Annotated in this window: 23 protein-coding genes; 7 read left to right on the plus strand and 16 right to left on the minus strand. The window is 36.6% G+C overall.

What is annotated here, in order from left to right; translation table 11 throughout:
• Positions 1 to 874: 874 nt before the first annotated feature.
• Both trxB and holA read right to left on the minus strand, forming a co-directional pair.
• A complete protein-coding gene (trxB, locus tag ACMA47_RS02820) occupies positions 875 to 1816 on the minus strand; it encodes a thioredoxin-disulfide reductase (protein WP_413928590.1) in 942 nt (313 codons plus the stop codon).
• 307 nt (positions 1817 to 2123) lie between these two features.
• Complete coding sequence (gene holA, locus ACMA47_RS02825; RefSeq protein ID WP_413928591.1) at positions 2124 to 3161, minus strand: DNA polymerase III subunit delta; 1038 nt, start codon at positions 3159 to 3161, stop codon at positions 2124 to 2126.
• Positions 3162 to 3168: 7 nt separating this feature from the next.
• On the opposite strand from holA, the gene ACMA47_RS02830 reads away from it, so the two are divergent.
• The 3 genes from ACMA47_RS02830 (at position 3169) to ACMA47_RS02840 (ending at position 5053) form a co-directional block, all read left to right on the plus strand.
• The gene (locus ACMA47_RS02830; RefSeq protein ID WP_034696216.1) at positions 3169 to 3600 is read left to right on the plus strand and encodes a type I restriction enzyme HsdR N-terminal domain-containing protein; all 432 of its coding nucleotides are present in this window, start codon (positions 3169 to 3171) and stop codon (positions 3598 to 3600) included.
• Positions 3601 to 3633: 33 nt separating this feature from the next.
• Positions 3634 to 4245, plus strand: coding sequence for an HAD family hydrolase (locus ACMA47_RS02835; protein ID WP_413928592.1), 612 nt, complete (start codon positions 3634 to 3636; stop codon positions 4243 to 4245).
• A 64-nt stretch (positions 4246 to 4309) separates the two neighbouring features.
• The gene (locus tag ACMA47_RS02840; protein WP_413928593.1) at positions 4310 to 5053 is read left to right on the plus strand and encodes a dienelactone hydrolase family protein; all 744 of its coding nucleotides are present in this window, start codon (positions 4310 to 4312) and stop codon (positions 5051 to 5053) included.
• Positions 5054 to 5114: 61 nt separating this feature from the next.
• Here the strand turns inward: ACMA47_RS02840 and ACMA47_RS02845 are convergent, their stop codons facing one another.
• Entirely contained in the window at positions 5115 to 5498 is a 384-nt protein-coding gene (locus tag ACMA47_RS02845; RefSeq protein WP_413928594.1) for a PEGA domain-containing protein, read from the minus strand.
• Positions 5499 to 5674: 176 nt separating this feature from the next.
• Positions 5675 to 6574 (minus strand): T9SS type A sorting domain-containing protein, encoded by a 900-nt coding sequence (locus ACMA47_RS02850; RefSeq protein WP_413928595.1) that lies wholly within the window; start codon positions 6572 to 6574, stop codon positions 5675 to 5677.
• A gap of 226 nt (positions 6575 to 6800) precedes the next feature.
• Here ACMA47_RS02850 and ACMA47_RS02855 point away from each other — a divergent pair, with 226 nt between their 5' ends.
• Together ACMA47_RS02855 and ACMA47_RS02860 are read left to right on the plus strand one after the other, a co-directional pair.
• The gene (locus tag ACMA47_RS02855; RefSeq protein ID WP_413928596.1) at positions 6801 to 9683 is read left to right on the plus strand and encodes a histidine kinase; all 2883 of its coding nucleotides are present in this window, start codon (positions 6801 to 6803) and stop codon (positions 9681 to 9683) included.
• On the plus strand, positions 9680 to 10435 hold the full coding sequence (locus ACMA47_RS02860) for a LytR/AlgR family response regulator transcription factor (protein ID WP_413928597.1): 756 nt from the start codon (positions 9680 to 9682) through the stop codon (positions 10433 to 10435). Before ACMA47_RS02855 ends, ACMA47_RS02860 begins: the two co-directional genes overlap by 4 nt.
• A 69-nt stretch (positions 10436 to 10504) precedes the next feature.
• On the opposite strand, the gene ACMA47_RS02865 is transcribed toward ACMA47_RS02860, so the two are convergent.
• The 9 genes from ACMA47_RS02865 to ACMA47_RS02905 form a co-directional block, all read right to left on the minus strand.
• A complete protein-coding gene (locus ACMA47_RS02865; protein ID WP_413928598.1) occupies positions 10505 to 10864 on the minus strand; it encodes a cupin domain-containing protein in 360 nt (119 codons plus the stop codon).
• Positions 10861 to 11388, minus strand: a complete 528-nt coding sequence (locus ACMA47_RS02870) for a GNAT family N-acetyltransferase (protein ID WP_413928599.1) — start codon at positions 11386 to 11388, stop codon at positions 10861 to 10863. The genes ACMA47_RS02865 and ACMA47_RS02870 overlap by 4 nt, the downstream gene beginning before the upstream one ends.
• Positions 11389 to 11391: 3 nt before the next feature.
• A complete protein-coding gene (locus ACMA47_RS02875) occupies positions 11392 to 11994 on the minus strand; it encodes a DUF2911 domain-containing protein (RefSeq protein WP_079241242.1) in 603 nt (200 codons plus the stop codon).
• Between the two features lie 128 nt (positions 11995 to 12122).
• Complete coding sequence (locus ACMA47_RS02880) at positions 12123 to 12728, minus strand: CDP-alcohol phosphatidyltransferase family protein (RefSeq protein ID WP_413928600.1); 606 nt, start codon at positions 12726 to 12728, stop codon at positions 12123 to 12125.
• A 61-nt stretch (positions 12729 to 12789) separates the two neighbouring features.
• Positions 12790 to 13836 (minus strand): bifunctional transcriptional activator/DNA repair enzyme AdaA, encoded by a 1047-nt coding sequence (locus ACMA47_RS02885; RefSeq protein ID WP_413928601.1) that lies wholly within the window; start codon positions 13834 to 13836, stop codon positions 12790 to 12792.
• Complete coding sequence (locus tag ACMA47_RS02890) at positions 13833 to 14600, minus strand: isocitrate lyase/PEP mutase family protein (protein WP_413928602.1); 768 nt, start codon at positions 14598 to 14600, stop codon at positions 13833 to 13835. Before ACMA47_RS02890 ends, ACMA47_RS02885 begins: the two co-directional genes overlap by 4 nt.
• 95 nt (positions 14601 to 14695) lie before the next feature.
• Positions 14696 to 15208 carry a methylated-DNA--[protein]-cysteine S-methyltransferase gene (locus ACMA47_RS02895; RefSeq protein ID WP_413928603.1) on the minus strand — a complete coding sequence of 171 codons (513 nt, stop codon included), beginning with the start codon at positions 15206 to 15208 and terminating at the stop codon, positions 14696 to 14698.
• 39 nt (positions 15209 to 15247) lie between these two features.
• Positions 15248 to 15793: a DinB family protein gene (locus ACMA47_RS02900; RefSeq protein ID WP_413928604.1), complete on the minus strand. Its 546-nt coding sequence runs from the start codon at positions 15791 to 15793 to the stop codon at positions 15248 to 15250.
• A 53-nt stretch (positions 15794 to 15846) separates the two neighbouring features.
• Entirely contained in the window at positions 15847 to 16365 is a 519-nt protein-coding gene (locus ACMA47_RS02905; RefSeq protein ID WP_413928605.1) for a Crp/Fnr family transcriptional regulator, read from the minus strand.
• A gap of 69 nt (positions 16366 to 16434) precedes the next feature.
• On the opposite strand from ACMA47_RS02905, the gene ACMA47_RS02910 reads away from it, so the two are divergent.
• Together ACMA47_RS02910 and ACMA47_RS02915 are read left to right on the plus strand one after the other, a co-directional pair.
• A complete protein-coding gene (locus tag ACMA47_RS02910; protein ID WP_413928606.1) occupies positions 16435 to 17289 on the plus strand; it encodes a hypothetical protein in 855 nt (284 codons plus the stop codon).
• A 30-nt stretch (positions 17290 to 17319) separates the two neighbouring features.
• Entirely contained in the window at positions 17320 to 18336 is a 1017-nt protein-coding gene (locus ACMA47_RS02915) for a hypothetical protein (RefSeq protein WP_413928607.1), read from the plus strand.
• Positions 18337 to 18571: 235 nt separating this feature from the next.
• Here ACMA47_RS02915 and ACMA47_RS02920 read toward each other — a convergent pair whose 3' ends face one another.
• The 3 genes from ACMA47_RS02920 to ACMA47_RS02930 all read right to left on the minus strand — a co-directional run bounded on the left by ACMA47_RS02920 (position 18572) and on the right by ACMA47_RS02930 (position 23247).
• Positions 18572 to 19624 (minus strand): alpha/beta hydrolase, encoded by a 1053-nt coding sequence (locus tag ACMA47_RS02920; RefSeq protein WP_413928608.1) that lies wholly within the window; start codon positions 19622 to 19624, stop codon positions 18572 to 18574.
• Positions 19608 to 20882, minus strand: a complete 1275-nt coding sequence (locus ACMA47_RS02925; protein ID WP_413928609.1) for a PepSY-associated TM helix domain-containing protein — start codon at positions 20880 to 20882, stop codon at positions 19608 to 19610. The genes ACMA47_RS02920 and ACMA47_RS02925 overlap by 17 nt, the downstream gene beginning before the upstream one ends.
• Positions 20883 to 21096: 214 nt before the next feature.
• Complete coding sequence (locus tag ACMA47_RS02930; protein WP_413928610.1) at positions 21097 to 23247, minus strand: TonB-dependent siderophore receptor; 2151 nt, start codon at positions 23245 to 23247, stop codon at positions 21097 to 21099.
• Between the last annotated feature and the right edge of the window lie 94 nt (positions 23248 to 23341).

The following is a 23341-nucleotide window of genomic DNA, read 5'->3' on the forward strand; positions in this document are numbered from 1 at the left end:
ATTCGTTTTTTATTCAGTTGATCGTTTCTTTAATGCAAATACAATACGTTTTGCAATTTCACAAATATATCAATGTTTTGGCGAGTTGTTAACTGATTTTTTTTAATTTTTGATGAAGATTGTTGGGAAACGCTAAGACGCTAAGAACATAAAAAAACCATTGCTTTAAGGCGCAAAGATTTTATCTCCGATAAAATTGATAAATGCACATTTTAAGTCTCTCGCTGATTTTGCAAATGAAGCAGATAAATTATTATGAAAAAAATCTGCGCAATCTGCATGATCTGCGAGAACATTATATAATATTAAACCATTAAGATGAATTAAATAATTAAGAATATTAAGATGAGGCACAACACTTTCTAAAACATCTTGGATGTTTCCTTAACTTCCCTTCACGACTTCAATATCCTTAATGGTTTAAAATGATTTCAAAAAACTCTGTGCTTTGAGCTAATCTTTGAAAATTTGGGATAAATTATTGTTGGAAACGCTAAGACGCTAGGAAAATAAAAAACACATTGCTTTAAAGCGCAAGGATTTTATCTCCGATAAAATTGATAAATGCAAATTTTTAAGACTCTCGCTGATTTTGCAAATGAAGCAGATAAATTATTATGAAAAAAATCTGCGTAATCTGCATGATCTGCGAGAACATTGTATAATATTAAACCATTAAGATGAATAAATAATTAAGAATATTAAGATGAGGCACAACACTTTCTAAAACATCTTGGATGTTTCCTTAACTTTCCTTCACAGCTTCAAGTTTCTTAATGGTTTAAAATAATTTAAAGATCTCTTCTCCTTTGTGTTTTCCAATAAAAAAAGCGCACCCATCGGGTACGCTTTGTATTGTATAAACTGAATAGTATTAGTGTAATTCAGCTAAATATTTTTCTGCATCCATTGCAGCCATACATCCGCTTCCTGCAGCTGTAATAGCCTGTCTGTAGATATGATCCTGAACGTCTCCGGCAGCAAATACACCTGGAAGATTCGTTCTTGAAGAACCTTTTTCAGTCACGATATATCCGTTCTCATCAAGATCTACCTGACCTACAAAGATATCCGTATTCGGCTTGTGACCGATGGCGATAAAGATCCCTTCAACATCCACTGTAGATTTCTCCTGAGTTTGGTTATTGATGATTACAGCTCTTTCTACAAGGCTGTTTTCTCCTTCAATCCCGATTAATTCATGATGGAATTTCACTTCGATATTCGGAGTACTTTCCACTCTGTGAACCATTGCTTTTGAAGCTCTGAAAACGTCTTTTCTCACCAACAGCGTTACTTTCTTACATAGTTTTGCAAGGTAAGTAGCTTCTTCAGCAGCTGTATCTCCCGCTCCTACTACTACAACGTCTTTTCCTCTGTAGAAGAATCCGTCACACGTAGCACAAGCAGAAACTCCACCTCCTGCATATTTTTTCTCATCATCAAGACCTAAATACTTTGCTGTAGCTCCTGTAGAGATGATTACTGTCTTAGCAAGGATTTCTTTGTTCCCTGCATATAATTTGTGAACACCGCCTACTTCCTTAGAGAATTCAGCTTTAGTGATCATTTCGTAATGAACTTTGGTATCAAATCTTTCTGCCTGTTTTTGCAGATCCATCATCATTTCAGGACCTGTAATCCCGGCTGGATACCCTGGGAAGTTGTCAACTTCTGTAGTGGTTGTTAATTGTCCGCCCGGCTCCAAACCTGTGTATAATTCAGGTTTTAAGTCTGCTCTTGCTGCGTAGATAGCAGCGGTGAAGCCAGAAGGCCCAGATCCAACGATCACACAATCTAAAATGTTTTGCTCCATAATTTACTTTGTTCGAAAAGATTTAATTTGAATTAAGACCGCTAATTTCGGAATTTTTAATTTCTTTTTAAAGTTATTTTAATGATACTTGTCAATATCTGATATGTTGAATTTCGATGGCAATTGTTGTGGGTGAGTTTCGCGGTTCGGGTTCCGGGATTCGGGGTGCCAGTTATTGTGCTGCGGGTGTTAGGTTGGTAAGAAAATTTAAAACTTTTTTCTACTAAACCTCAAACCTCGAATCACATATCCCGTTACCTCGCAACACGTATCACGCAACTCGTTACCTCGTATCTCGCAATTCGCCTCACACCTTCATCTTAATCTTATCTACATTAATGATCTTGTACACCAATTCTCTGATCAGTTCAGCTTCCCCCATATTTACCGCTCCAAGTCCTTTTCCTTTCATATCAAACTCGCGCAAAATGGAAATTACTCTTGTGGCATGTTTCAGAGGGTAAAGTCTTGCACTTTCTGCATAGTCTTTGATAAAATACGGATTTACTCCCATCTGTGAAGCAATGGTCTGAGGAGACTGCCCCGCCATAGTCTGGTAAATAATAACGTTTGAAAAATAATTGTAAAGGCTTGCCAGCATCATAACAAAAGGATTATTCTTCGGGTTTTTACCCATAAAATGAGCAATTTTAAAAGCCGTATTGGCATTTTTAGTTCCCAAAGCCTTCTGAAGCTCAAAAATATTGTATTCTTTACTGATTCCGATATGATTTTCAACAATGGTTCCGTCAAGGATTTCTCCTTCTTTAAGGATCATCTTCAGTTTGTTCAGCTCGTTGGAAATTCTTGAAAGGTCATTTCCAAGATATTCTGCCAGAAGATGAGAAATATTAGGAGCTGTATTGATTTTCAGCTTTGCACATTCATCCGAAATCCATTTCGGTAAGTTGCTTTCCTTTACAGATTCACTCAGGAAAAGCGCTTTGGCTTTATCTAAGGCTTTGGCTGCTTTTTTTCTGCTATCCAGTTTCTTGTGCTTATGAGCAAAAACCAAAACAGTAGAAGGAACAGGGTTGTCTACGTAAGATTCCAGAATTCTGTTTTCCTCTTCATTGAATCGTAAATCCTGAGCTTCTTTCACAATAATCACCTGCTTATCTCCCATCATCGGAAACTGTCTTGCCAGAGAAAGAACTTCCTGATAAGAAGTATCTTTTCCGTAGGTAACGGTTTGGTTGAAGGCTTTTTCATCTTCTTCCAAAAAGTTATGTTCAAGGGCTTTTACAGCAACATCAATGAAGTAAGCTTCTTCTCCGTGGAAAAAATAAATAGGTAAAACTTCTTTATTTTTAATATTTTTGAGGATTAAATCTAATTCTTTCATCTTATTAATGGAACTTCCAAAACTGAATTTTCAGGAAACTTTTGATTTTAAATTCAAGAAAGACAAAGATAAGTTTTTTATTTATGATTTGGTTCGCAAAACTTATCTTCTGCTCACTCCTGAGGAATGGGTCAGACAGCACTGGATACATTATTATCTCACTGTAAAATCCTACTCCACATCTGCCCTGATAACCGAAAAAAAGATTGTTCTGAATGGCCTTACCAAAAGAATTGACCTTTTGGTTACTGAAAAAACAGAACCCGTAATTCTGATTGAATGTAAAGCTCCGCAGATCAAATTAACGGAAAAAACATTTGAACAGACTGCCCGATACAATTCCATTATCGGAGCAAGAGAAATTATTCTGACCAATGGACTTCAGCATATCAATGCTTATTATGAAGACGGACAGTATCAGTTTTACAGACCGGAATAAAAATAGCAGTAAATCACAACAATATTAATTATTATGAAAATAAAAAACATCATATTCGATTTCGGAGGAGTACTCATGGACTGGAATCCAAGATATTACTTCAAAGATTATTTTAATGATAACGAGAAAATGGAATATTTCCTCGAAAATATCGCCCAGGATGAATGGAATATTGAACAGGACAGAGGAAGAAGCCTTGCCGAAGGAACGGAAATTCAGGTAAAAAAATTCCCGGAATGGGAAAAAGAAATCCGTGCTTTCTACGACAACTGGACGGTCATGCTGAAAAGCGATATTCCACAGAATGTAGAAGTTCTCAGAAAACTTAAAAACACGGAGTATAACCTTTTCGGGTTAACCAACTGGTCTGAAGAAACCTTCCCTTACGCCCTGGAAAACTATGATTTTTTTCAGATTTTCGAAGGTAAGATTGTCGTTTCCGGAACTGAGAAACTGATCAAACCTGATCCTAAAATCTGGCACGTTTTATTAGAAAGATATAATATCAAGGCTGAAGAATCGGTTTTTATAGATGATAATACAAAGAATATCGAGATGGCAAAATCTCTAGGCTTTACGACAATTCAGGTTTTCCCAGCTACAGACTTAGCCCAAGAATTGAATAAATTGGGTGTTGAAGTGTAATCTTTTTAAATATTTCCTTATTTTTAATCTGTTTTACAACCTATTCATTCACAAATAATTAATTATGATACGTTCCATCTTATTAACATCGATGATCATAGCTTCAGGAAGTCTTTTCAGCCAGAAGCTTAAACCTGTTTCCTATCAGGACGGTTCCCAGAAACTGAATGGCCTCATCACGTCCAATGCAGGAAAAAAACTTCCGGGAGTACTGATTCTTCCAGCCTGGAAAGGTATTGATGAAGAAGCTAAAACAGCCGCTATTGAACTTGAAAAGCAAGGTTATATTGCTTTTATTGCTGATATCTACGGTGAAGGAAAAATTCCTGCGGATAATGAATCTGCTGCTAAAACTTCAGGATATTACAAGCAAAACTATCAGGAGTATCAGAAAAGAATTTCACTGGCCTTGGAACAACTGAAGAAAAACGGAGCGATTTCTGATAAAGTAGCGGTTATCGGCTACTGTTTCGGAGGTACGGGAGCATTGGAATCTGCAAGAGGACATCTTCCTGTAGCAGGTGTGGTTTCCATCCACGGAAGTCTGGGCAGAGATCAGAGCAGAAAAAATGAGACTTTGAGTGCTAAAATCCTGGTTGAAAATCCGGCAGATGATAAAAGTGTAACTCCTGAGGATTACAATAACCTCATCAAAGAAATGAATGAAGGAAATGCCGACTGGCAGATCATCACATATGCCCATTCCAAACATACATTTACCGATCCGAAATCACCGGATTACAATGCAACAATGGCCAAAAGAGCTTGGAATCATACGCTGCTCTTCCTGAAAGAAATTTTGAAATAAACATAAAAAAAGGCAAATTCATCAGTTTATGAATTTGCCTTTTAATTTTTATATTTTAGCCTTATTGTGGCTTAGCTTGTAGCTCAACGTCATATTTCTTTGGAGAATATTTGGTCAGAGAACCTGTTGCAGCATCAATTCCTACTCCTATTGCTCCTCCTAGAATAATATTCAGTAAAGTCACGGCATTAAAAGTTTTTGTTAACTTTATTTCCTGCTTCTCAAATCCTTCTTTTTCAAATGTAACCATCTGCTTCCCTAAAGCTCTTGGGATTTTAGTGGTACAAGGGGTTGTACACTTTTCTATTCCTTTGTGAAATACTTTTGCTCCTTCAGGACTTGAAGAAAAAGCGATTGAATCCTGAGTTCCTGTAAAAATGGTTGCACATGAAGTGGTAGAAAGAGCGATTGCCAGCATGAATACAATCGATAATTTGTTTTTCATAGATTTTAGTTCATTTTTTTAAGTCCGCGAACTTACAAAATAATTCAAAAACAACCGCTATTAACTGGAGTAAATATTTCTTTAGAAACAGTATTCATCATGGTTTCAGTATTATAAATCACAAAAGCGCACAAAAGTGCGCCTTCTCATCAATATTAGTTTTTACCGGTACAAATTTATTTCTTTATCAATTGTAATGAACCAGAGTTTCCGTTGCTGGAACTCCAGTTCACATAATAAGTTCCTGATACTGAAGTTTGAATATCTATAGGCAGTTTAACAGCTCCGGCTTCAATATCCGTCTTATATCCATATACTGTTCTGCCTGCGATATCTGCAACGATGACAGTAATGGTTTCTCTTCCTGAAGCAGTGTATGAAAGTTCTGATAACCCGTTGCTTGGGTTTGGATAAAGTTTCGCTTTATTCTGCCCGGATGTACTTGATTTACTAGCTGTCAGAGTCGGAGGATTACACGGGTTAATATCACATATGTGGCAGAGAAATTTAGTACACTGAAGAAGGTAATTAGTAGTAGACTTACGGGTAAGTGTTACCCCATACCCGTAGCTTCTATTAGGATTATTAACGGTATTAGGTCCCCCATAATGAAATAATCCTGGGTCCATCTCAGGCGACCAGCACCCGGGAATAATGGTTGTAGCTCCATCAATTGCCATTGGAATGGGATAATATCTGCTTGTTAATCCAGGATTAGAAAATGAAACTTTAAAAGTACGTATTACAGGAGGACTTCCTATAGTTGTAAAGACATCTGGAAGTAAAAAATTCTGACTAGTAATCTGACCTGCAGGGAAATCTTTTTTTTCTACTATTGTACCTGTCTTAAACTCCAATGATACGGGAGAAGGAACATATCCAGGAGCATTGGGTAATGGGACTGGGGATTGGTCTTCTCTCTTTACACTTACTGTTGTGCCTGAAGGATTAACGGGAACAAACTGTGCACTTAAAGCCGTACTGCAAAATAAAGCAGCAAAAATAAGAAGGTTTGTTTTTCTTCTTTTTAAAAATGAATCTGATGATCGAAAGATCTTAGTTAAAGTTTTTTTCATAAGATAATATTTTTGTGATGGCGTTCTTTCTTATCACGGGACGCCGTTACCGATAAACAGGTACAAGTTGTCTCTTTTTTAAGGAAATAAAAAGAACTAATGAGCAAGTGAGCAGGAAAAAATCCCAGACGAGTATTTTGATCCTTTTACTGAGACAAAGAGCTGTAAATATGATACATGAAGGTATCTCTCATTGTGGAGAAATTTCTATATTAGCCTGAAAACTATGTATCATTACCTCCTCATATTATTCCTGTTATTTCAAAGTCTGCTGATGTACAGCCAGAAGCCGCAGCTTCGTCATTATAGTTTAAGTGACGGATTACCAAGCAATACCGTATACTCTGTATATCAGGATAGCAAAGGATTCATCTGGTTTTGTACAAGCTGGGGAATTTCCAGATTTGACGGACATCATTTTGAGACGATCACCAGTAATCACGGACTTCCTGATAATGAAACTTTTCAGGCATGGGAAGACTCCTGGCAGAGATTATGGGTAAGTACCTACAACGGAAGCCCTACTTATATTTATAATGGAAAAGTATATTCGGTACAGAATGATAAACTATGCCGTCTCATGGAAAAAAGAGGAATCAGCTTTTATGATATTGTTCCAAGATGGGACCTGTATTCTGATCGGTACAAAAAATATATCATAGGTAAAAACAGCATTTCCAATCCTAAAGACAGCACATCACAGTCTCCTTACTTACATTTTTCTGATCAAGGAAAAGATTACTATGTGTCAACAAAGAGAATCATAAGAAAGAATTATCCGGGATCAACAATCATTCATACCTTTAAAGAAAAAGCGGTTAGAACATGTTTCTATTTCAAAGGTCATCTTTATACAAGACATCTTAATATCTTATATGATGTTGTATTTAAAGGAAACAAACCAGTGGCAAAAAAAATTGAAATGCCCAGCAATATCCTTGATCTTACAATAAGCAAAAATGGTAAAATATGGAGTTGTACGACAAGCGGAATTCTGGAGTATGATCCTGATCAGACAACAGGTCAAAACCCCAGATACATTGCAATGAAAGACATTGTAAGTTACAGCAGTTTTATAGACAAGCAGGGTAATAGCTGGTATCCTACCAATGAAGGTGTTTATATGCAGCCTGCCAACAAAACACTGATTTATACTACAACTGACGGGCTTATAGATAATAATGTTTTAATAGTAAAATATCTGCCACAGGGAAAACTTTTGGCAGGATATAGCAACAGTGCTATTATGATAAGAGACAAAAACAGTTTCAAACCATTATATACACTGGGCGACGGACAATGGAACAGACTCAGATATATTTCACCTCTTGATAATAACACGTTTTTAGCAGGAACAGACAGAGGTTTATACCAATGCAGCCTGACCGGAAATCCAAACACAAAAATTCTGGAATTTTCTCAAAAATCAGCTTCTATCAGAAATAACACCGTACTCATAAGCCAAACCAGCAGCGAAAAAAAGAATCAGCTTATTTATGATCTTAAAGAAAAGAAATTCACCAAATTACCCGAATTGAGTACTACCACTATAGCTGCCCCGGCAACCGCTATTGATGAAAAAGGAATCTATTGGCTAGGAACCGTGCAGGGTTTATTTTATTATAATTCCTTTTTAAAAAAATTCATTCACGATCCATCTTTAGGCAAGAATCGCATCACCTCTTTGAATTTCCTGAAAGGCAGACTTATCATCAGTACTCATTCCGATGGCGTTTTCATTCGGGATAAGCAAAGGGTAATCAAGTTGAATACAACGAATGGACTCATCAGTAATATTTGTGAAAAAGCCTATGTAGATGAGAAAGAGAGATTATGGGTCAATACAGACAAAGGATTATCCAGAATCACTTTTGATAACCGTATGCACTACTCTATTTATCACTTCTCGGCTGCAGACGGAGTACCCAGTCATATGATCAATAGTATTACATTCGGTGAAGGAAAAGCTTTTCTTGCTACATCAAATGGGATTATTGTGATCAATCAGGACCAGATCAGCAAAAGCCAGCCTTACAATGTATATTTCCTGAAAGCTTCTTTCAAAGACAGTATTGTTTATTATCCAAAAAAGATCAGTCTCAAATACAATCAGAATAATGCTCAGATCTCTTATACTGCTATTTCTTATCTGGATGAGAAGGATATTAAATATAAATACCTTCTGTCCGGAGCAGAGAATGATACCGTAATTACAGAAGAAAGCACCTTAAATCTGGGGGCTTTAAAACCAGGTAACTATCAGCTCAACGTTTGGGCTTCTGGAAAAAATAATATCTGGAATACAAGACCCGCAGTACTTGCTATTATTGTAAAACCTCCCTTTTGGGAAGAACTTTGGTTTATGGGAGGAATATTTCTTCTACTGCTGATCTTACTAATTGTCATTTACAGACACCGTGTCAATATTATCCGCAAAAAAGAAGCTGAGAAAACCGAGAGAAAAAAGATGATTGCTGAGCTGGAAATGCAGGCGCTCCGTGCACAGATCAACCCTCATTTTATCTTCAATGTATTGAATGCCATCCAGAATTATTATGGTAAAGAAGATGAATTAAACGCCAATTATTATATGGCCGCTTTTTCAGACCTGATACGCAAAACACTTACCCACTCCAAAGAACACTGGAATACCATTGAGAAAGAAATGGCTATGCTGAAAACGTATATTGAACTGGAACAGATGCGTTTTAAAAACCATTTTACTTATGAAATTTCTGTAGAACCTGCATTGGAGCAAATAAAAATTCCTACGATGTTACTTCAGATCTATACTGAAAACTCTATCAGTCATGGATTGAGACATTTGAAAACAGGGGGAATTCTCAGGATATCCTGCAGCAGAAGTGAAGATTCCATCATTTGTATTGTGGAAGATAATGGCGTGGGATTCGAAAAAGCCCGTGAGTTTGACAGCAGACCAGACGATTATAAATCTATGGGATTGAAAATTACCGCCGGAAGAATTTCTGCCATCAATGAACTTTACGGAACATCTATTTCTACAGAAATTACTGATAAAAAAACGACAGACCCAGCAATACAGGGAACCATTGTCAGAATAACCATTAAAAACACACCTTTCCTATGAGTAAAATAAAATCCATTGTTGTAGACGATGAACAGGAATCCCGTGAAACTCTTCTTCGTTTCTTATCCAAATACTGCACGGATGTTGAAATAATCGGGCAAGCCGATTCTGTAAATGAAGCCGTGGAAGTCATTAGAGAAAAGTCTCCGGAACTGGTATTTCTGGATGTCAATATGCCTGTGGAAAATGGTTTTAAACTATTTGAAAAAATATCTGATATTAATTTTTATACAGTATTTGTTACAGCTTATGACCAGTACGCCGTACAGGCATTTAAACATCATGCGGTCGATTATCTTCTGAAACCGATTGTAATTCACGAATTGATTATTACAGTGAACAGGGTTGCCAGACTTTTGGAAGATCGAAATAAAATACAGCAATTATCCGCTCTGTTACAGCATATTAAAACCCCTGTAGAACAGAGCAAGATTGCGTTGCCAACGATGGAAGGACTTGTCTATGTACATACCATGGATATTGTACGCCTTCAGGCTGATGATAATTATACGTCCATCTTTTTCAAAGGAGGAAAAAAAATGATGATCTCCCATACATTGGCTTATTTTGAAGAAACACTGAAGGATCAGGGTTTTGTCCGTATTCATCATCAGCATCTCATCAATCTTCAGCATGTTGAAAAATACATCCGTGGGCGAGGCGGTTATATCATCATGAGTGATGAAACTTCTTTACAGGTATCTCAGAGAAAAAAGGATGAGTTTCTACGGATTATTAAAAGAATGAAATAATAGAAAAAGGCAAATTCGCTGAAATTCGCCAATTTGCCTTTTTATGTTTTGATTTTATTAATTCATTTCTTATTCTTCCCTATTTACCAACTCCATAGAGAAAGCAGGCAGGCAGATTGCAAGGTATTCACAAGGTTCTGAAAATGGGTTGCTGTAACGGATTCTCGCTCCTTTTTCAATAAGAATACTTTGTCCTTTTTCCAATGTAACAATTTCACCGTCTATTTCAAATTGCTTTTTCCCTGAAATAATGTAGGTAAATTCATCAAATTCAGGAGTCTGGTGAGGCTCACTCCAATCCGGTGGGGCTACCATGTGAGCAATTGAAACATTAGAATTCCCTGTAGAGTTTCCCCAGTGTTCTTCGATCAGTTTTCCGTCTGTAGTAGGGACTACAAATGGGGACTGCTGGATTTTATATTTTTTCATGCCCAATCTTCTTTTTTAATTTCATACACGAAATTGGTTCTTGTAGGCTCTGCAAAATAAGCCACTTCTTCTTCAGCAATTTTTTGCCCTCCCAATCTTTCCAACGCTGTCTGCGAACGGAAATTCTCTTTTCCAATGTGGAAATGAACTTTGTCTACAAACTGGAAGATATAATCCAGCATCAGCTTTTTCACCTTAGGATTAATGCCTTTTCCCCACGATTTTGTTCCATAGAAAGTATACCCGATGAAAATATGATTGTCCCCTTCATCAAAATCATAATAACGGCTGCTTCCCAATACATCTCCGGTTGCTTTCTCCATAATTTTGAAAGCTCCTTTACTCTCCATAGCTCCTTTGAAAAAGTTTTCAAAAACTTCTCTCTTGTAACGGTCTTTGTTGGGATGTTGTTCCCAAACTTTAGGATCGGAAGCTACTTCATATAAAGATTCAAAATCCCCTTGCTGTAAGGGGATTAATTGAAATTCTTCATTCTCTAAAACAGGCTGAACAGAAAAATTCATTAATTAGCTCTTTTTAGTAGAATCTGATTCTATTTTCTTGATTTCTTTCAGTTTGTCAGAAATCTTGATTACGGTGTCTAATTTGGATGGCTTCAATGGAACTTCTGCCTGAGCCATATCCCATTTGATGACCAGGTTTCCTGTATTTTCATCAGTAGGATTTAAAGTGATTTCAAACCACTCCTGCTTGTCAGTCAACTTGTTAACCGGTACCGTAACATCTACTACATCCTGTTTTGGATCGTAAGTATAAGCTCCCCACTGTTGGAAATCTTTATTAAGGATCACTTTCCATTCTTTTTCTGTAGGAACGATGAATAATCCGTATGTTCCTGCAGGCACTGTTTTCCCTCCAAAATTAACGGCCTGTCCGAAAGTAATTTTTGTAGAAGAGTTCGCTCCCGCTCTCCAAACCTGACCATAAGGAACCAATTCTCCAAAAATCTTACGTCCTTTCACTCCTGGTCTTCCATAGTCGATAGAGATCTTGGACATAGAAAACTGCTGCTCAACCTTCTGGCGCGGACTTGCTGCCGGCACAGAATAATCCTGAGCAAAACTGAATGCTGAAACTGAAATGCAAACTGCTATTATTAACTTTTTCACGTGTAAATTTTTGCTTAAAATTACAAAAATCAAAACGAAATAGCTTTCCCAAACTTCGTTAAATTTTGTTTTACCGATATTTTTCTATGAAGGTATTTTTTAACCAAATCCTTTTTAAAAGTAAATAATCAACTATTGAACAATTTATTTTTCTTAATCGTTTTCCCTTTTCTCAATTGGATGGAATGAAAAACAGAAGGAACATCATTGGTCCAGGTTTTCAATATCAGAAGAATAGCAATAATCTCTGCTCGGGTAAGCAACCCAACCCAAAAACAAAGGTTGAACAGAATGACAGACTGACATTGTAAAATAACCTGAATCAATGTTCCAAAAAGTAATAAAGTCCAGATTTTGGCTCCAATAGAGTGTGTCGCCACTTCCTTTCGGAATTTTAAAAAGCTTACCAGATAAATAAGGGCTTCAGATCCTGCAAGAATAATTATTTTGGAAGCGTTTGTTTTGAAAAATTCAGGACATTGTATATACGCTGCAACTCCTACCGAGATAAAGAAAATCTGATCAACAGTAGAATCCATACGTCTGAGTTTCTGAGTTGAAACCTGAAGATGCCTTGCAATAATTCCATCAAAAATATCAGTCAATAATCCGATAGATAACAGAATAACAGTAATGATCTGATAGTTTTCGATTTTAAATACACTTAAAGAAATGATGATAAACCCAATAATCAGCCTGGAAAAAATTAAGATACCTGGAATTTTCGATTTCATAAAAAGATAGAAAAACTTATTGTAAATGGCGAAAGATAAGGATAAAATTCTTTTTATATTTCTAAAACAAAATAGCCTTTTCCAATTCCAGTAATTTTTGCTTTCTCCAGATTCCTCCTCCATAGCCTGTTAATTGTCCGTTGCTGCCAATTACGCGGTGACAAGGGATTATAATGGATATCTTATTCAGACCATTGGCATTGGCTACGGCTCTTACGGATTTAGGATTTCCCAGAATATCTGCCTGCTCCTGATAGCTTCTTGTTGCACCGTAAGGAATTTCCTGAAGAATAGTCCAGACTTCTTTTTGGAAAGCTGTTCCTACAGGAGAAAGAGGAACTGTAAATACGGTTCTTTTCCCTTCAAAATACTCTTTCAATTCTTTTTCCAGCGTAACAAAATGAGGATTTTCTCCTTGTATAATATTTGCTTTAAAATAGCTCGCAACATTTTTCAGTTCTGTGGGAAGCGCTTTTCTGTCGGAAAATTCTAAAAGACAGATTCCATGTTCATCGGCACAGGCTATCATTGTTCCCAGCATGGTTTCTATTCTCTTGAGATCAATGATCTTTTCCATGGTATTATTCTTAGGTGATACGCCAAAAATATTTTTAAAACTCTCATTAAAACCGCTCAGACTTTCATATCCTGTGTCAAATGCGACCTCTGTAACGGATCCTCCCTGTTGAAGTTTTTTAAAGGCAGTATTGAGCTTTGACATTCTCTGAAAAGCATGAAACGTGATCCCATGGTGTTTCAGAAACCATCTGCGGACTGTTGCGGGTTCCAGACCTCTCTTTACAAGATCATAATCTTTAAGCTTTAATGTAGGATCGTCGGCAATTTCTTTCAATAAATCTTTGATATCCGGAGGTGTAGCGTTGAGATTTTCCAAGGGTCTGCACACTTTACAAGGACGGTACCCTTTGAGCATCGCATCTTTGGTATTGGAAAAAAACTCTACATTTTCAAATTTCGGTTTCCTTGCGGTACAAGTCGGTCTGCAGAATATTCCTGTGGTTTTTACACCCATCCAGAATATCCCTTCAAATGAAACATCTTTGGTATAAGATGCCTCGTACATTATTTTTCCTGTGAGTTCCATCATTCAATAAAAAGAGGTGAAAAACTTTTTCCGTTTGTAATTTTCTGACTTGCTTTTTCAAGCTCTCTGTAGATATGTCTGTACATGAACGCACCTGAGGTAACTCTTTTTACACCTAATTCTTTAAGCGTATCAAAATCGGGTAAATCCGGCAGCGCCATAACATTCACAGGAAGAAAGGTTGCTTCTGTGATCATTCTGATGTCGTTTTCAGAAGTCATTCCCGGAATGAAGACACCATCAGCATCAAGTTCTTCAAACAGTTTAATTCTTTCTAAAGTTTCTTCCAATGCATTTTCAATATTTAATAAAAAAGGGTCTGTACGTACATTGATAAATACCTTACCTCTGTTTTCTCCTAATTTGATGAAAATATCTTTTAATCTTTTATAGAAAACATCTCTGTGTAGCAGTTTTCGTGTTCCTTCAATAACATTGGTATCTTCAATATTAATCCCCAATACTCCAATTTCCATAAGTTTCATGATATTCGAAACAACGGTATCATTTCCAAGACCATATCCTGATTCCAGATCGACCGACAGAGGAATTAAAACGGAAGCTTTGATCCTCTTAATGATATAAAAATATTCTTCAAAGGTCATCTGTTCTCCATCTTCATATCCTAAACTCAGTGCGACTGCCGAACTTGAGGTTGCTAATGCTTTATAGCCCAGCTTTTCGTATGCCTTTGCGCTTTCTACATTCCATACATTACCCAATAGTAACGGTTCTTCAGTATGATGTAACTGTTTAAAACTGATCATAATTTTTTTATTCAAAAGTAGAAAGATTACTCTCTGCTCTACAACCGAAAAATGAACACCTATTTTTTATAATTCTCTGAATCCGAACTTTTATTTTAAAATAGAATCGCTTTTTCAAGCTCCAGCAGCTTTTGTTTTCTCCAGATACCACCAGCATACCCAACCAACTCGCCGTTTGAGCCTATCACCCGATGACAGGGAATTAAAATCGCAATTTTATTGATCCCGTTGGCTGTTCCTACGGCACGTATCGCCTTGGGGTTTCCCAGTATTTCTGACTGTTGTTTATAAGTCCTTATTTCTCCCATCGGGATTTCGCGAAGAAGCTGCCATACTTTTTCCTGAAACTCAGTTCCTGTAGTGAACAATGGAACTTCAAAATGGTTTCTTTGTCCGTCAAAATATTCTTTCAGTTCGTTTTCAAGCTGAACAAAATGAGGATGTTCTTTTTCTACAATTTCTACCTTTAAAATCTTTGATAAAGCCTTCAGTTGTTTTTCAATATTTTTCCGATCTGTAAATTCCAGCAGACAAATCCCCTGATCTACGGCACAGGCAATCATTTCGCCCAACGGGGTTGATATATTTTTTTGGTGTATAATTTCCATTAGCTTAAAATTAAGCTTTTTGGAAATCATAATTTCTTTTTAATGCGTTAAAATTCTTTTTATCTGTTCAACATGCCTTGCATTATGATAAATAACAAAACGAAAGGTATCTCCCAACTTCAATTTGATCAACTTTGAAATACTGATACTTGTTTTTGTCTTTTCTAAATCAATATATTGCGCTTTCTCCAATAACTCAAGTAATTTTCCTTGATGGTTAATGAAGGTATCCACTACACCTTTATCCAGATTGCTGTGGATAGGATTCATGGCTTTAAGTGTTTTCATTGTATTCAGTTTCTCTTTGGGAAGCATACTTTTAGCAAAATAATTACCAAGAATTCCGGGTTTAAAATAGAGTTGAGAAGATTTTCCGGCAGAAGAAATATTGCGGCTGATTTCAGGAAGATAAAAATCTCCGTAGCGGTTGAGATGCTCCAGACATTCTAATGTACTCCAGCTTTCTGCGGAAGTTCTGAAATTCAGATCATGTTCCGTCTCTAAAGACAACATTTCAGCAAAGTGTAAATGTTCTTCAGTTCTATTTCTTAATTCATTCAGTAATTCTGAGGTTGAAATTTTCATTACGTTTTTTATGCAAATATGCTGATCTGGCTGTTCTTAAATCTTGATTGAACTCAAGATTTTTTAAGCCTGGATAAAGTTTCCGGTGACATTCTCAGATAATTGGCGATGTATTTATTGGGAACTTCCTGAAACAGTTTCGGACTTCGTTTTAAAACCCTTTCAAAACGTTCTCCGGGAGCATTGATCAGCAAATCTTTTTCTCTTTCGAGCTGCTGTAATACGAGATCCTCCAGAATACTCATCCAGAATTTCATATGTTCTTCATTTGATTGTATAAATGCATAAAAATCCTTTTTTGAAGCTACTTTTACCACTGTTTTCTTAATTGCCTGAATGTAAAGATCCGAAGGTTTTCCCGATAAAAAAGAATCCAGGCTGACAATAATATTTCCTGTGTATCCGAAACGAATAATCCTTTCTTCATTTTCATCCATCATAAAAATCCGGACACTTCCGTTTTCTATAAAATAAATAGAGGTATCTGTACTGCCTGAAATCTTCAGAAACTCATTCCGTTTGAATGCTTTCTTTTCCCAATGGATTCCGCTTTGAAGCAATTTTTCAACCATTTCATTTTATTATTTGCTTTTCCAAAGATAATAGGTAATTTTAAAGTTTTAAAACACTAATCACTGATAATGCTCAAAAGAACAGTACTTTTTATACTGCTTTCTATCGGATTTTATGGTATGAAAGCGCAGCAGACCATCCCCTTCCGGATCACCAGGCACAATAATATCATTGTCAAAACCCTTGTCAATAAAAAGGATTCACTGAATCTGATGTTCCAGATTGCGATGAAAGATTATGCTATTTCCCCTGATGGCAAGCAGAAAGCAGATCATATTATTTTCAACAAAGAAGAACTCAGCGACCACAATACCGTACAAATCGGAAAAATCACTCAGAAAAATGTACGTTTTTTTGACAATCAGTTAACAGGTCATGAGGCAGACGGAAAAATCGGGACCGGAATTTTTGAAGGGAAAGCCTTTAAAATTGATTACGACAACAACCAGTTTGTGATGTATGACAAAATGCCGGATCTGAAAGGCTACCAACCCATCAACATCATTCTGGATCATGAAGGGTTTTACCTAGCCGCAGATAATATCCTTGACGGTGATCAGCAGCAGGAAGCCTATTTTGTTTTACAATCCGGATTTTCCGGAGCTATTCTTTATAGCAACGAATTTGCTGAAGAAAAACATCTGGAGAAAAAACTGAAGGTAACAGGAGAAAAAACACTAAAGAATTCTGAAGGTAAAACTTTAACGACCAAACAAGCTGTTCTACCCTATTTCAAGTTGGGAAACAGCGTATTTAAAGATGTTTCCGTAGGATATTTCTCCGGTGAACTGAAAACCCAAAATGTAAGTTATATCGGTGCTGATATGCTCCGCAGGTTTATCTGGATCTTTGATGCGGAAAGGAAAATGGCTTATATCAAACCCAGCAAATATTTTTCAGAACCTTATTACAAAATGAATTAGCATAGTATAAACACTTTAATCTTAAAAAAGATGATGAAGATCAAAACTGTCGCAGCACTTATCTGTTTTCAACTGGTTATTGTGAGCTGTCAGAAAGAAGAGAAGAAAACAGTTACCACAGAAAAAAAAATCACGAATGATACTCTAAAAACAGTAAAAACTGAAGAAAAAATAGATTACACCCATTTTAATATATTCAGCCTGTCTGTTATTTCATCTGCAGAAAAGGATTCTGATATGGATATTTTCATTTCTGTTTCAGATGTCTATAAAGGAGAGCAACCATTGCCTGCAGAGATTGCTAAAAATTATAAGCAGATGACTTATGAAGAACGCCAGCATTTTGAACTGGATGCTTCCAGTAGAAAAAAATTGCTCAACGGAATTCGCCTTACAGAAAATGATTCCCTGTACATCTATGAGTATGGTTCTAATAAACTTCAAAGAATGCCAGTCTCCCAATTAAAAGCTGTGGCCTATTTAAGTCCTTATTCCGATGATCAGGATTTAGATCCGGATTCTTATATGATGGGATTCCAGGTGGCTACTCATCAAAAAACAACAGAATACGACCGTTATAATAATGCCATTGCCTATTTTGGAAATCAAAATCCTTTCGTAGACAATAAAATGAAAGCTGTGAAATGGCAAAAAGCGGGTACAGATATTTCAAAAAAATACTTTTCTCACTCAAAGCTGGCTCTGGGAAAAACGTATCAGTCACACTATGAAAACCTGACCTATTATCTGCAGGATTATCTTGAAGAAGGAAATATTGTTGAGCGTAAACTTGCGGTCATCAATGATCGCAAAGAAAAAATCGCGGAGAAGACCTTCAGTCTTGCAGGAAGTGATGGTGGAGAATTCATGCCTCTTTATGGAATAGATACCGATGAAGCCAATATTTCCCAATGGACAGGTCATCTTTTTAAAGGGAAACCACCTGTTATTTTTGGGTTCATGGCGCAGTCTTTTGGGTGTCCCTCTATTAGTTTTTTAGATCAAAAGGAGAAGGATTTCCCGATTAATTGTGATAACAGACATTAACCTGAAAAGAATCTGCATGGATTCAAACTGGGTGAATAATTATTGAGAATAAATCTGCCCAATCAGCAAAATCTGCGAGAAAAACATTCAATAGGAATGGGCTTTAGCCCGTTTTTACTTTTTAGAAATATTCCATTGGCTTTAGCCAAAACTTATTTTCAGGATTATAATACATATAAAAAGCCAATCTGTTGATGAACGGATTGGCTTTTTTATTTTCTGTATCAGTCGTGTATTATTTCTTAGGATAATACTTGTCTTTCAGATTCATAAAATAGGTTTCTGAGTCTTTGAAAGCATTGCTCTTCATAAATTTGATCACTACATTCAGATAAGTTTCCGAAGGAGTAAAATCTGCTCCCATTTTTTCGGAAAACTTTTTATACTCTTCTTCAAGCAGTTTGGGATTTTTGGCCAACTGTTTTATATCGGTTCTATACCCTTTGAATATAAATTTCAAGGCTTCATAATTTCCGGGATAAGAAACGGTTCCGTGGGTTTCTCCTTCAAAAAAGCGATGTTTATAGTTCAAAGATCCGTTCTTTTCAATGATTCCTTTAAACTCTTCAATAGCCTGCGTCATATCAGAATTCCAGTTTTTCTGCTGTTCTTCATTATCTGCCTGGGAAACATACAAAGATTTTTTTGCAGGAAAGTTCTTATTCTTTTCGAGATAGTCTTTTGTTCTGGAAATCGTCACTTTATGATCCCACCACAAACTCGGGTCGTTGGCAACATAAGCATTAAAATAATCCGGATGCAAAAGGAAGGTATTGATAGCAAATAATCCTCCGAAGGAATGCCCTACCAATACGGAATAATCCTGAGTTCTGTAGTTTTTATTAATAAAAGGTTTCAGCTCTTCCTGCATGAATTTTACAAAATTTTCACCTCCTCCGCTGTCGGCAAAAAGCGTAAGAGCAGGATTTACGGGGCTTTTCTTTTCAGACTTTGTCGGGGTAAGATCTCTTGTTCTTTCTGTATTTTTAATTCCGACAACAATACATTCCGGGATATCAGCATAGGGTGTTCTGGCGATGAAATCCGTTAGTCCAGTGTAATATTCAAAATTGATTTCTCCGTCTAAGAGATAGATCACCGGATATTTTGCAGGATTAATGGTATTGTCGTTATACGTTTTGGGCAGATGAACCCAGAGTTCTCTGTTTTCGTTCAAAATTTTTGAAAATATGTTCTGCTTCTCTCCTATCGTCAATTTTTCCTGAGCTTCTCCCAATGTAAAAAATAAAAATAAGGGAAGGTATATAATTTTAAACCAGTTGTTCATGGTGTGAATCTTTTCTGTGTTGATGAATATTTTTAATTTCTTTATTCTTTTTGGGTGATTTGTTTCTTCGGCCCCACCAGATGAGGAATCCGGTAATCGGGAGACTTGTACAGATAATTCCGATGATGAAGGTGAATATTTTACCGAACATTCCACCCCAATAGCCTACATGAAGATCAAAATTCATGTGCTCTATTACTTCATGCATCTGAACTTCTTTAGGATAATCAATCTCTTTTCCGGTGTATTTATTCGTTTCCATACTTTTCCCGGTGATAAGGCTTTTCAACCCGATAAACTGAGCGACTCCAACATGGTACACCGTTGCTGAATCATTTCTCGGAATACTCATTCTGAACTGTTTTGCTTCAGGAAACTCTTTAAACTTGCTGTCTACAAAATCAGTATAGGACAATGCTTTTTTCTCCGGATCAAACTTAGGTTCATATTTTTCTGCAATAGTATGGGCATCTACAGCTCCTCCGAAAGCCTGCTGGGTAAGATTGGTTAAAACCTCATAGGCCATAATCAATCCTGTAATGGTAATAAACACGGCCGGAAGCAATGAATAAAACCCAAAAACATTATGAAAGTCGTAGTTTTTCCTGCGCCATTTTGTTCCGGATTTAATTTTAAAAGCGGTTGTTCTTGTTGTTTTGTTCCATTTTTTGGGCCACCAGAGAATCAGTCCGCCGATAAGCTGAACAAAAAAGATAATGGAAGCAATTCCAACCACCGTTTTCCCGAACTTTCCTGCCAGCAACTGTGCATGAATATGGGCTACCACATAGAAAAACTCATAGCTTTTTGTAGAGCCTATTACTTTTCCGGTGTAAGGGTTGAGATAATGATAAGCAAATACACCTCGCGGGCCACGGCCTTTTTTCTTCGGTTTTTCTGCTTTGTCCGCACTTTTATCTTTAGGTGGCTTCGTTGCTGAAGCTACTCTGAAACTTCTGTCTGATTCTTTATAAGTATCAAAATAGAACGCTTTTCTGTCCGGAACCTGTTGATGAAACTGAGCAAGTAACGCTTCAGGGGTCATCTTTTTAGTGTGAGCCGGAACATTAACGTATTTAGCACTTCCACCACACCAATCAATGATTTCGTCACAAAAGACAAATACAGTTCCCGAAAGAGTCACTGTCAACACAATGATTCCTGAAACCAGGCCGAGCCACAGATGCAGCCAGCCGGTGATCCTTTTGGTAAGGGATTTCCCCTGCTTTTTTTTAGGATTAGTTTTTTTATTTTCCATATCTTTTTTATCCACTCAAAAATATAATAGTAGAAAATGCAAAGGCGCAATTGTATTTATAATGGCGTGTTTGTAAAGTGAAAAGAGTTATTCCTGCTGCCGTTTACTTTAGCATATTTGAAGGCGTCAGAAATAGGGTGTATTATAAATCAAATCGTTGCACCTTTGCGGTTTTCATCCTTATATTTTTTGAGATTATTTTTGTTTTCAGGTATTAAAATTTGAATGCAAAATTGGCAAGGATTTCTCTTGGCTTCTGTGGCTGTCCGTAGAAGTTCCAATAGTTTTCATTCAATGCATTATTCATTTTCAGACCGATTCTGTATTTTTTCTTGTCATAGAAAATAGTAGCTCCAACGGTGGTATAAGAAGGAGCAAGAAAATGATTCACAATATTGATATAGGTTTGATCTACGAAATTAAATCCGGCTCCGAAACCAAGACCTTCATAAGCTCCATCCATAATTTTATAGCTTGTCCATAGATTGGCTACATGTTTTGGAGTCCAGGCGATTCTTTTCCCGCTGTCTTTGCTTCGGTCATCATATTTGTTGTCGTTATACCCATATCCTGCAACGATATTCCATCCTTTGAAAGGGTTGGCAATGATGCCTATTTCCAGTCCCTGACTTTTGATATTCCCATCCTGAATACTTCCTATTCCGCCCGGATCTGCAACCAGCCTGTTTTTAACATTAATATTATAATAACTCACGGTTGTCAGTAATTTTTTATGGAAAAGATCTACTTTGAAACCTGTTTCAATCTGATTTCCCTGCTCAGGATCCCATTTTGTCAAAACACCGACTTCATTCAGTGATGGAGCATAGTTTTTAAATCCATTCACATAATTGGCAAAGAATGAAATCTGTTCTTTTACAATTTCATAGACCAATCCGAATTTTGGTGAAAATTGGGTCTGGCTGTACCCTGTAACTTTATTTTCAGGATATCCGTTTTTCGTAGAAATTTCAACACCGTTTACCACCGTGTCGTCATTTTTATAGCTGTCTACTCTTAAACTAGCCATCACCAGTAAATTATCTGTAATATTTAAAACATTGGAGATATAACCACTGATCGTTCTGAATGTTGTGATATCAGATTCTGTGGATTTTCTCTCCTTATTCATGAATTTATTTCTTGAGATAGGATCCCATGCTGAAGAGCTGTCCAAGGTTACTTTGTCATAAGGCATGAAAACATTGCTGTATCCATTGGCTTCATAGTAAGGGAACTGATATTTTGTTCTTTGCTGGAAGTAATCTATTCCTACTACCAATCGGTTTCTTAAGCCGCCTATTTTAAAATCTCCTGTAAAATTCTGTTGAATATTGTCTGTGGTTACTTTAAAACTGTCGAAAGGACGGATCATTCTTTCTACCTGATTATTATTCAGATATCTCAGCACTAAAAAGATCGACTCATTTTCATTAGCTTCCCCTCTTTGATAAGATGTTCTTGAAGTCCAATGATCATTGAATTTATGAGTTACCTCAGCCATTGTTACAAAATTGGTTCTTTTGGAACCGATATCATTACTTGTGAATGCTCTTTTGTAAGCCACTTCCAGGTCTTTCATCGAGTGTAAAGTCAGTTTTTCTGAGTTTCTTACATAAGCATTCAATGTTTTTTCAGGAGCATGAAATTCTGTATCAAGTGTTACAGTTGTTTTGTCACTTACTTTATACAAAACACTTCCGGAGAAAAATAATCCTTTGTTGTAGCCCGCATCCTGAAAAGAATCCTGAGAATAGGCAGCGACATTGAATCTTGCCAATGCAGTTTTTTCTTTATTTAAAGGAGTATTCACATCTGCTGTTATTCTGTTCATTCCCCAGCTTCCGGTGGTATAATTGATAATTCCTCCGAAGTTTTCCTGTGGTTTTTTCGTAACGATATTCACCACACCACCATAGTTGGCTAATGTTCCTCCGAATAAAGTTCCTGATGGACCTTTTATTACCTCTACTCTCTCGATATTAGCAATCTCGGACTGAACTCTTGGATTTTGAATCAATCCGTTTCTGAAACTGGCATTGGAACTGAATCCTCTCATGAAGATATCATTCCCGCTGTCGTTAACACTGTTGCTTACCACCACTCCAGGAGCAGAAGCCATGGCTGTGTTAAAGTCCATTGCCCCCATTTCACTGATGATTTCTTTGGGTACAAAGTTGTAAACAGTTGGATTTTCAAGATTTTCAAGAGGAAGTCTTGCGATGGATTCAGATTTTTTGGTTCTGTAATTGTGAGTTCCCTGAAGTGATACGGACTGGATTTCAGCCACTTTAATGGTATCCGTTTCCTGGGCACTCAGCATCGTTACGGCTAATAGAGCTGCAGAAATAATAGTTTTTTTCATGTTTATAATTAAGTTAGTTTTGCAAAATTATCTTATTTTTATTAATTCTAAATAAAAACATGACACAAATCATAAAACTTTCTTCATGAAATAC

Origin of the sequence: Chryseobacterium sp. T20, from assembly GCF_047345655.1 — a bacterium.
Taxonomy (GTDB): domain Bacteria; phylum Bacteroidota; class Bacteroidia; order Flavobacteriales; family Weeksellaceae; genus Chryseobacterium.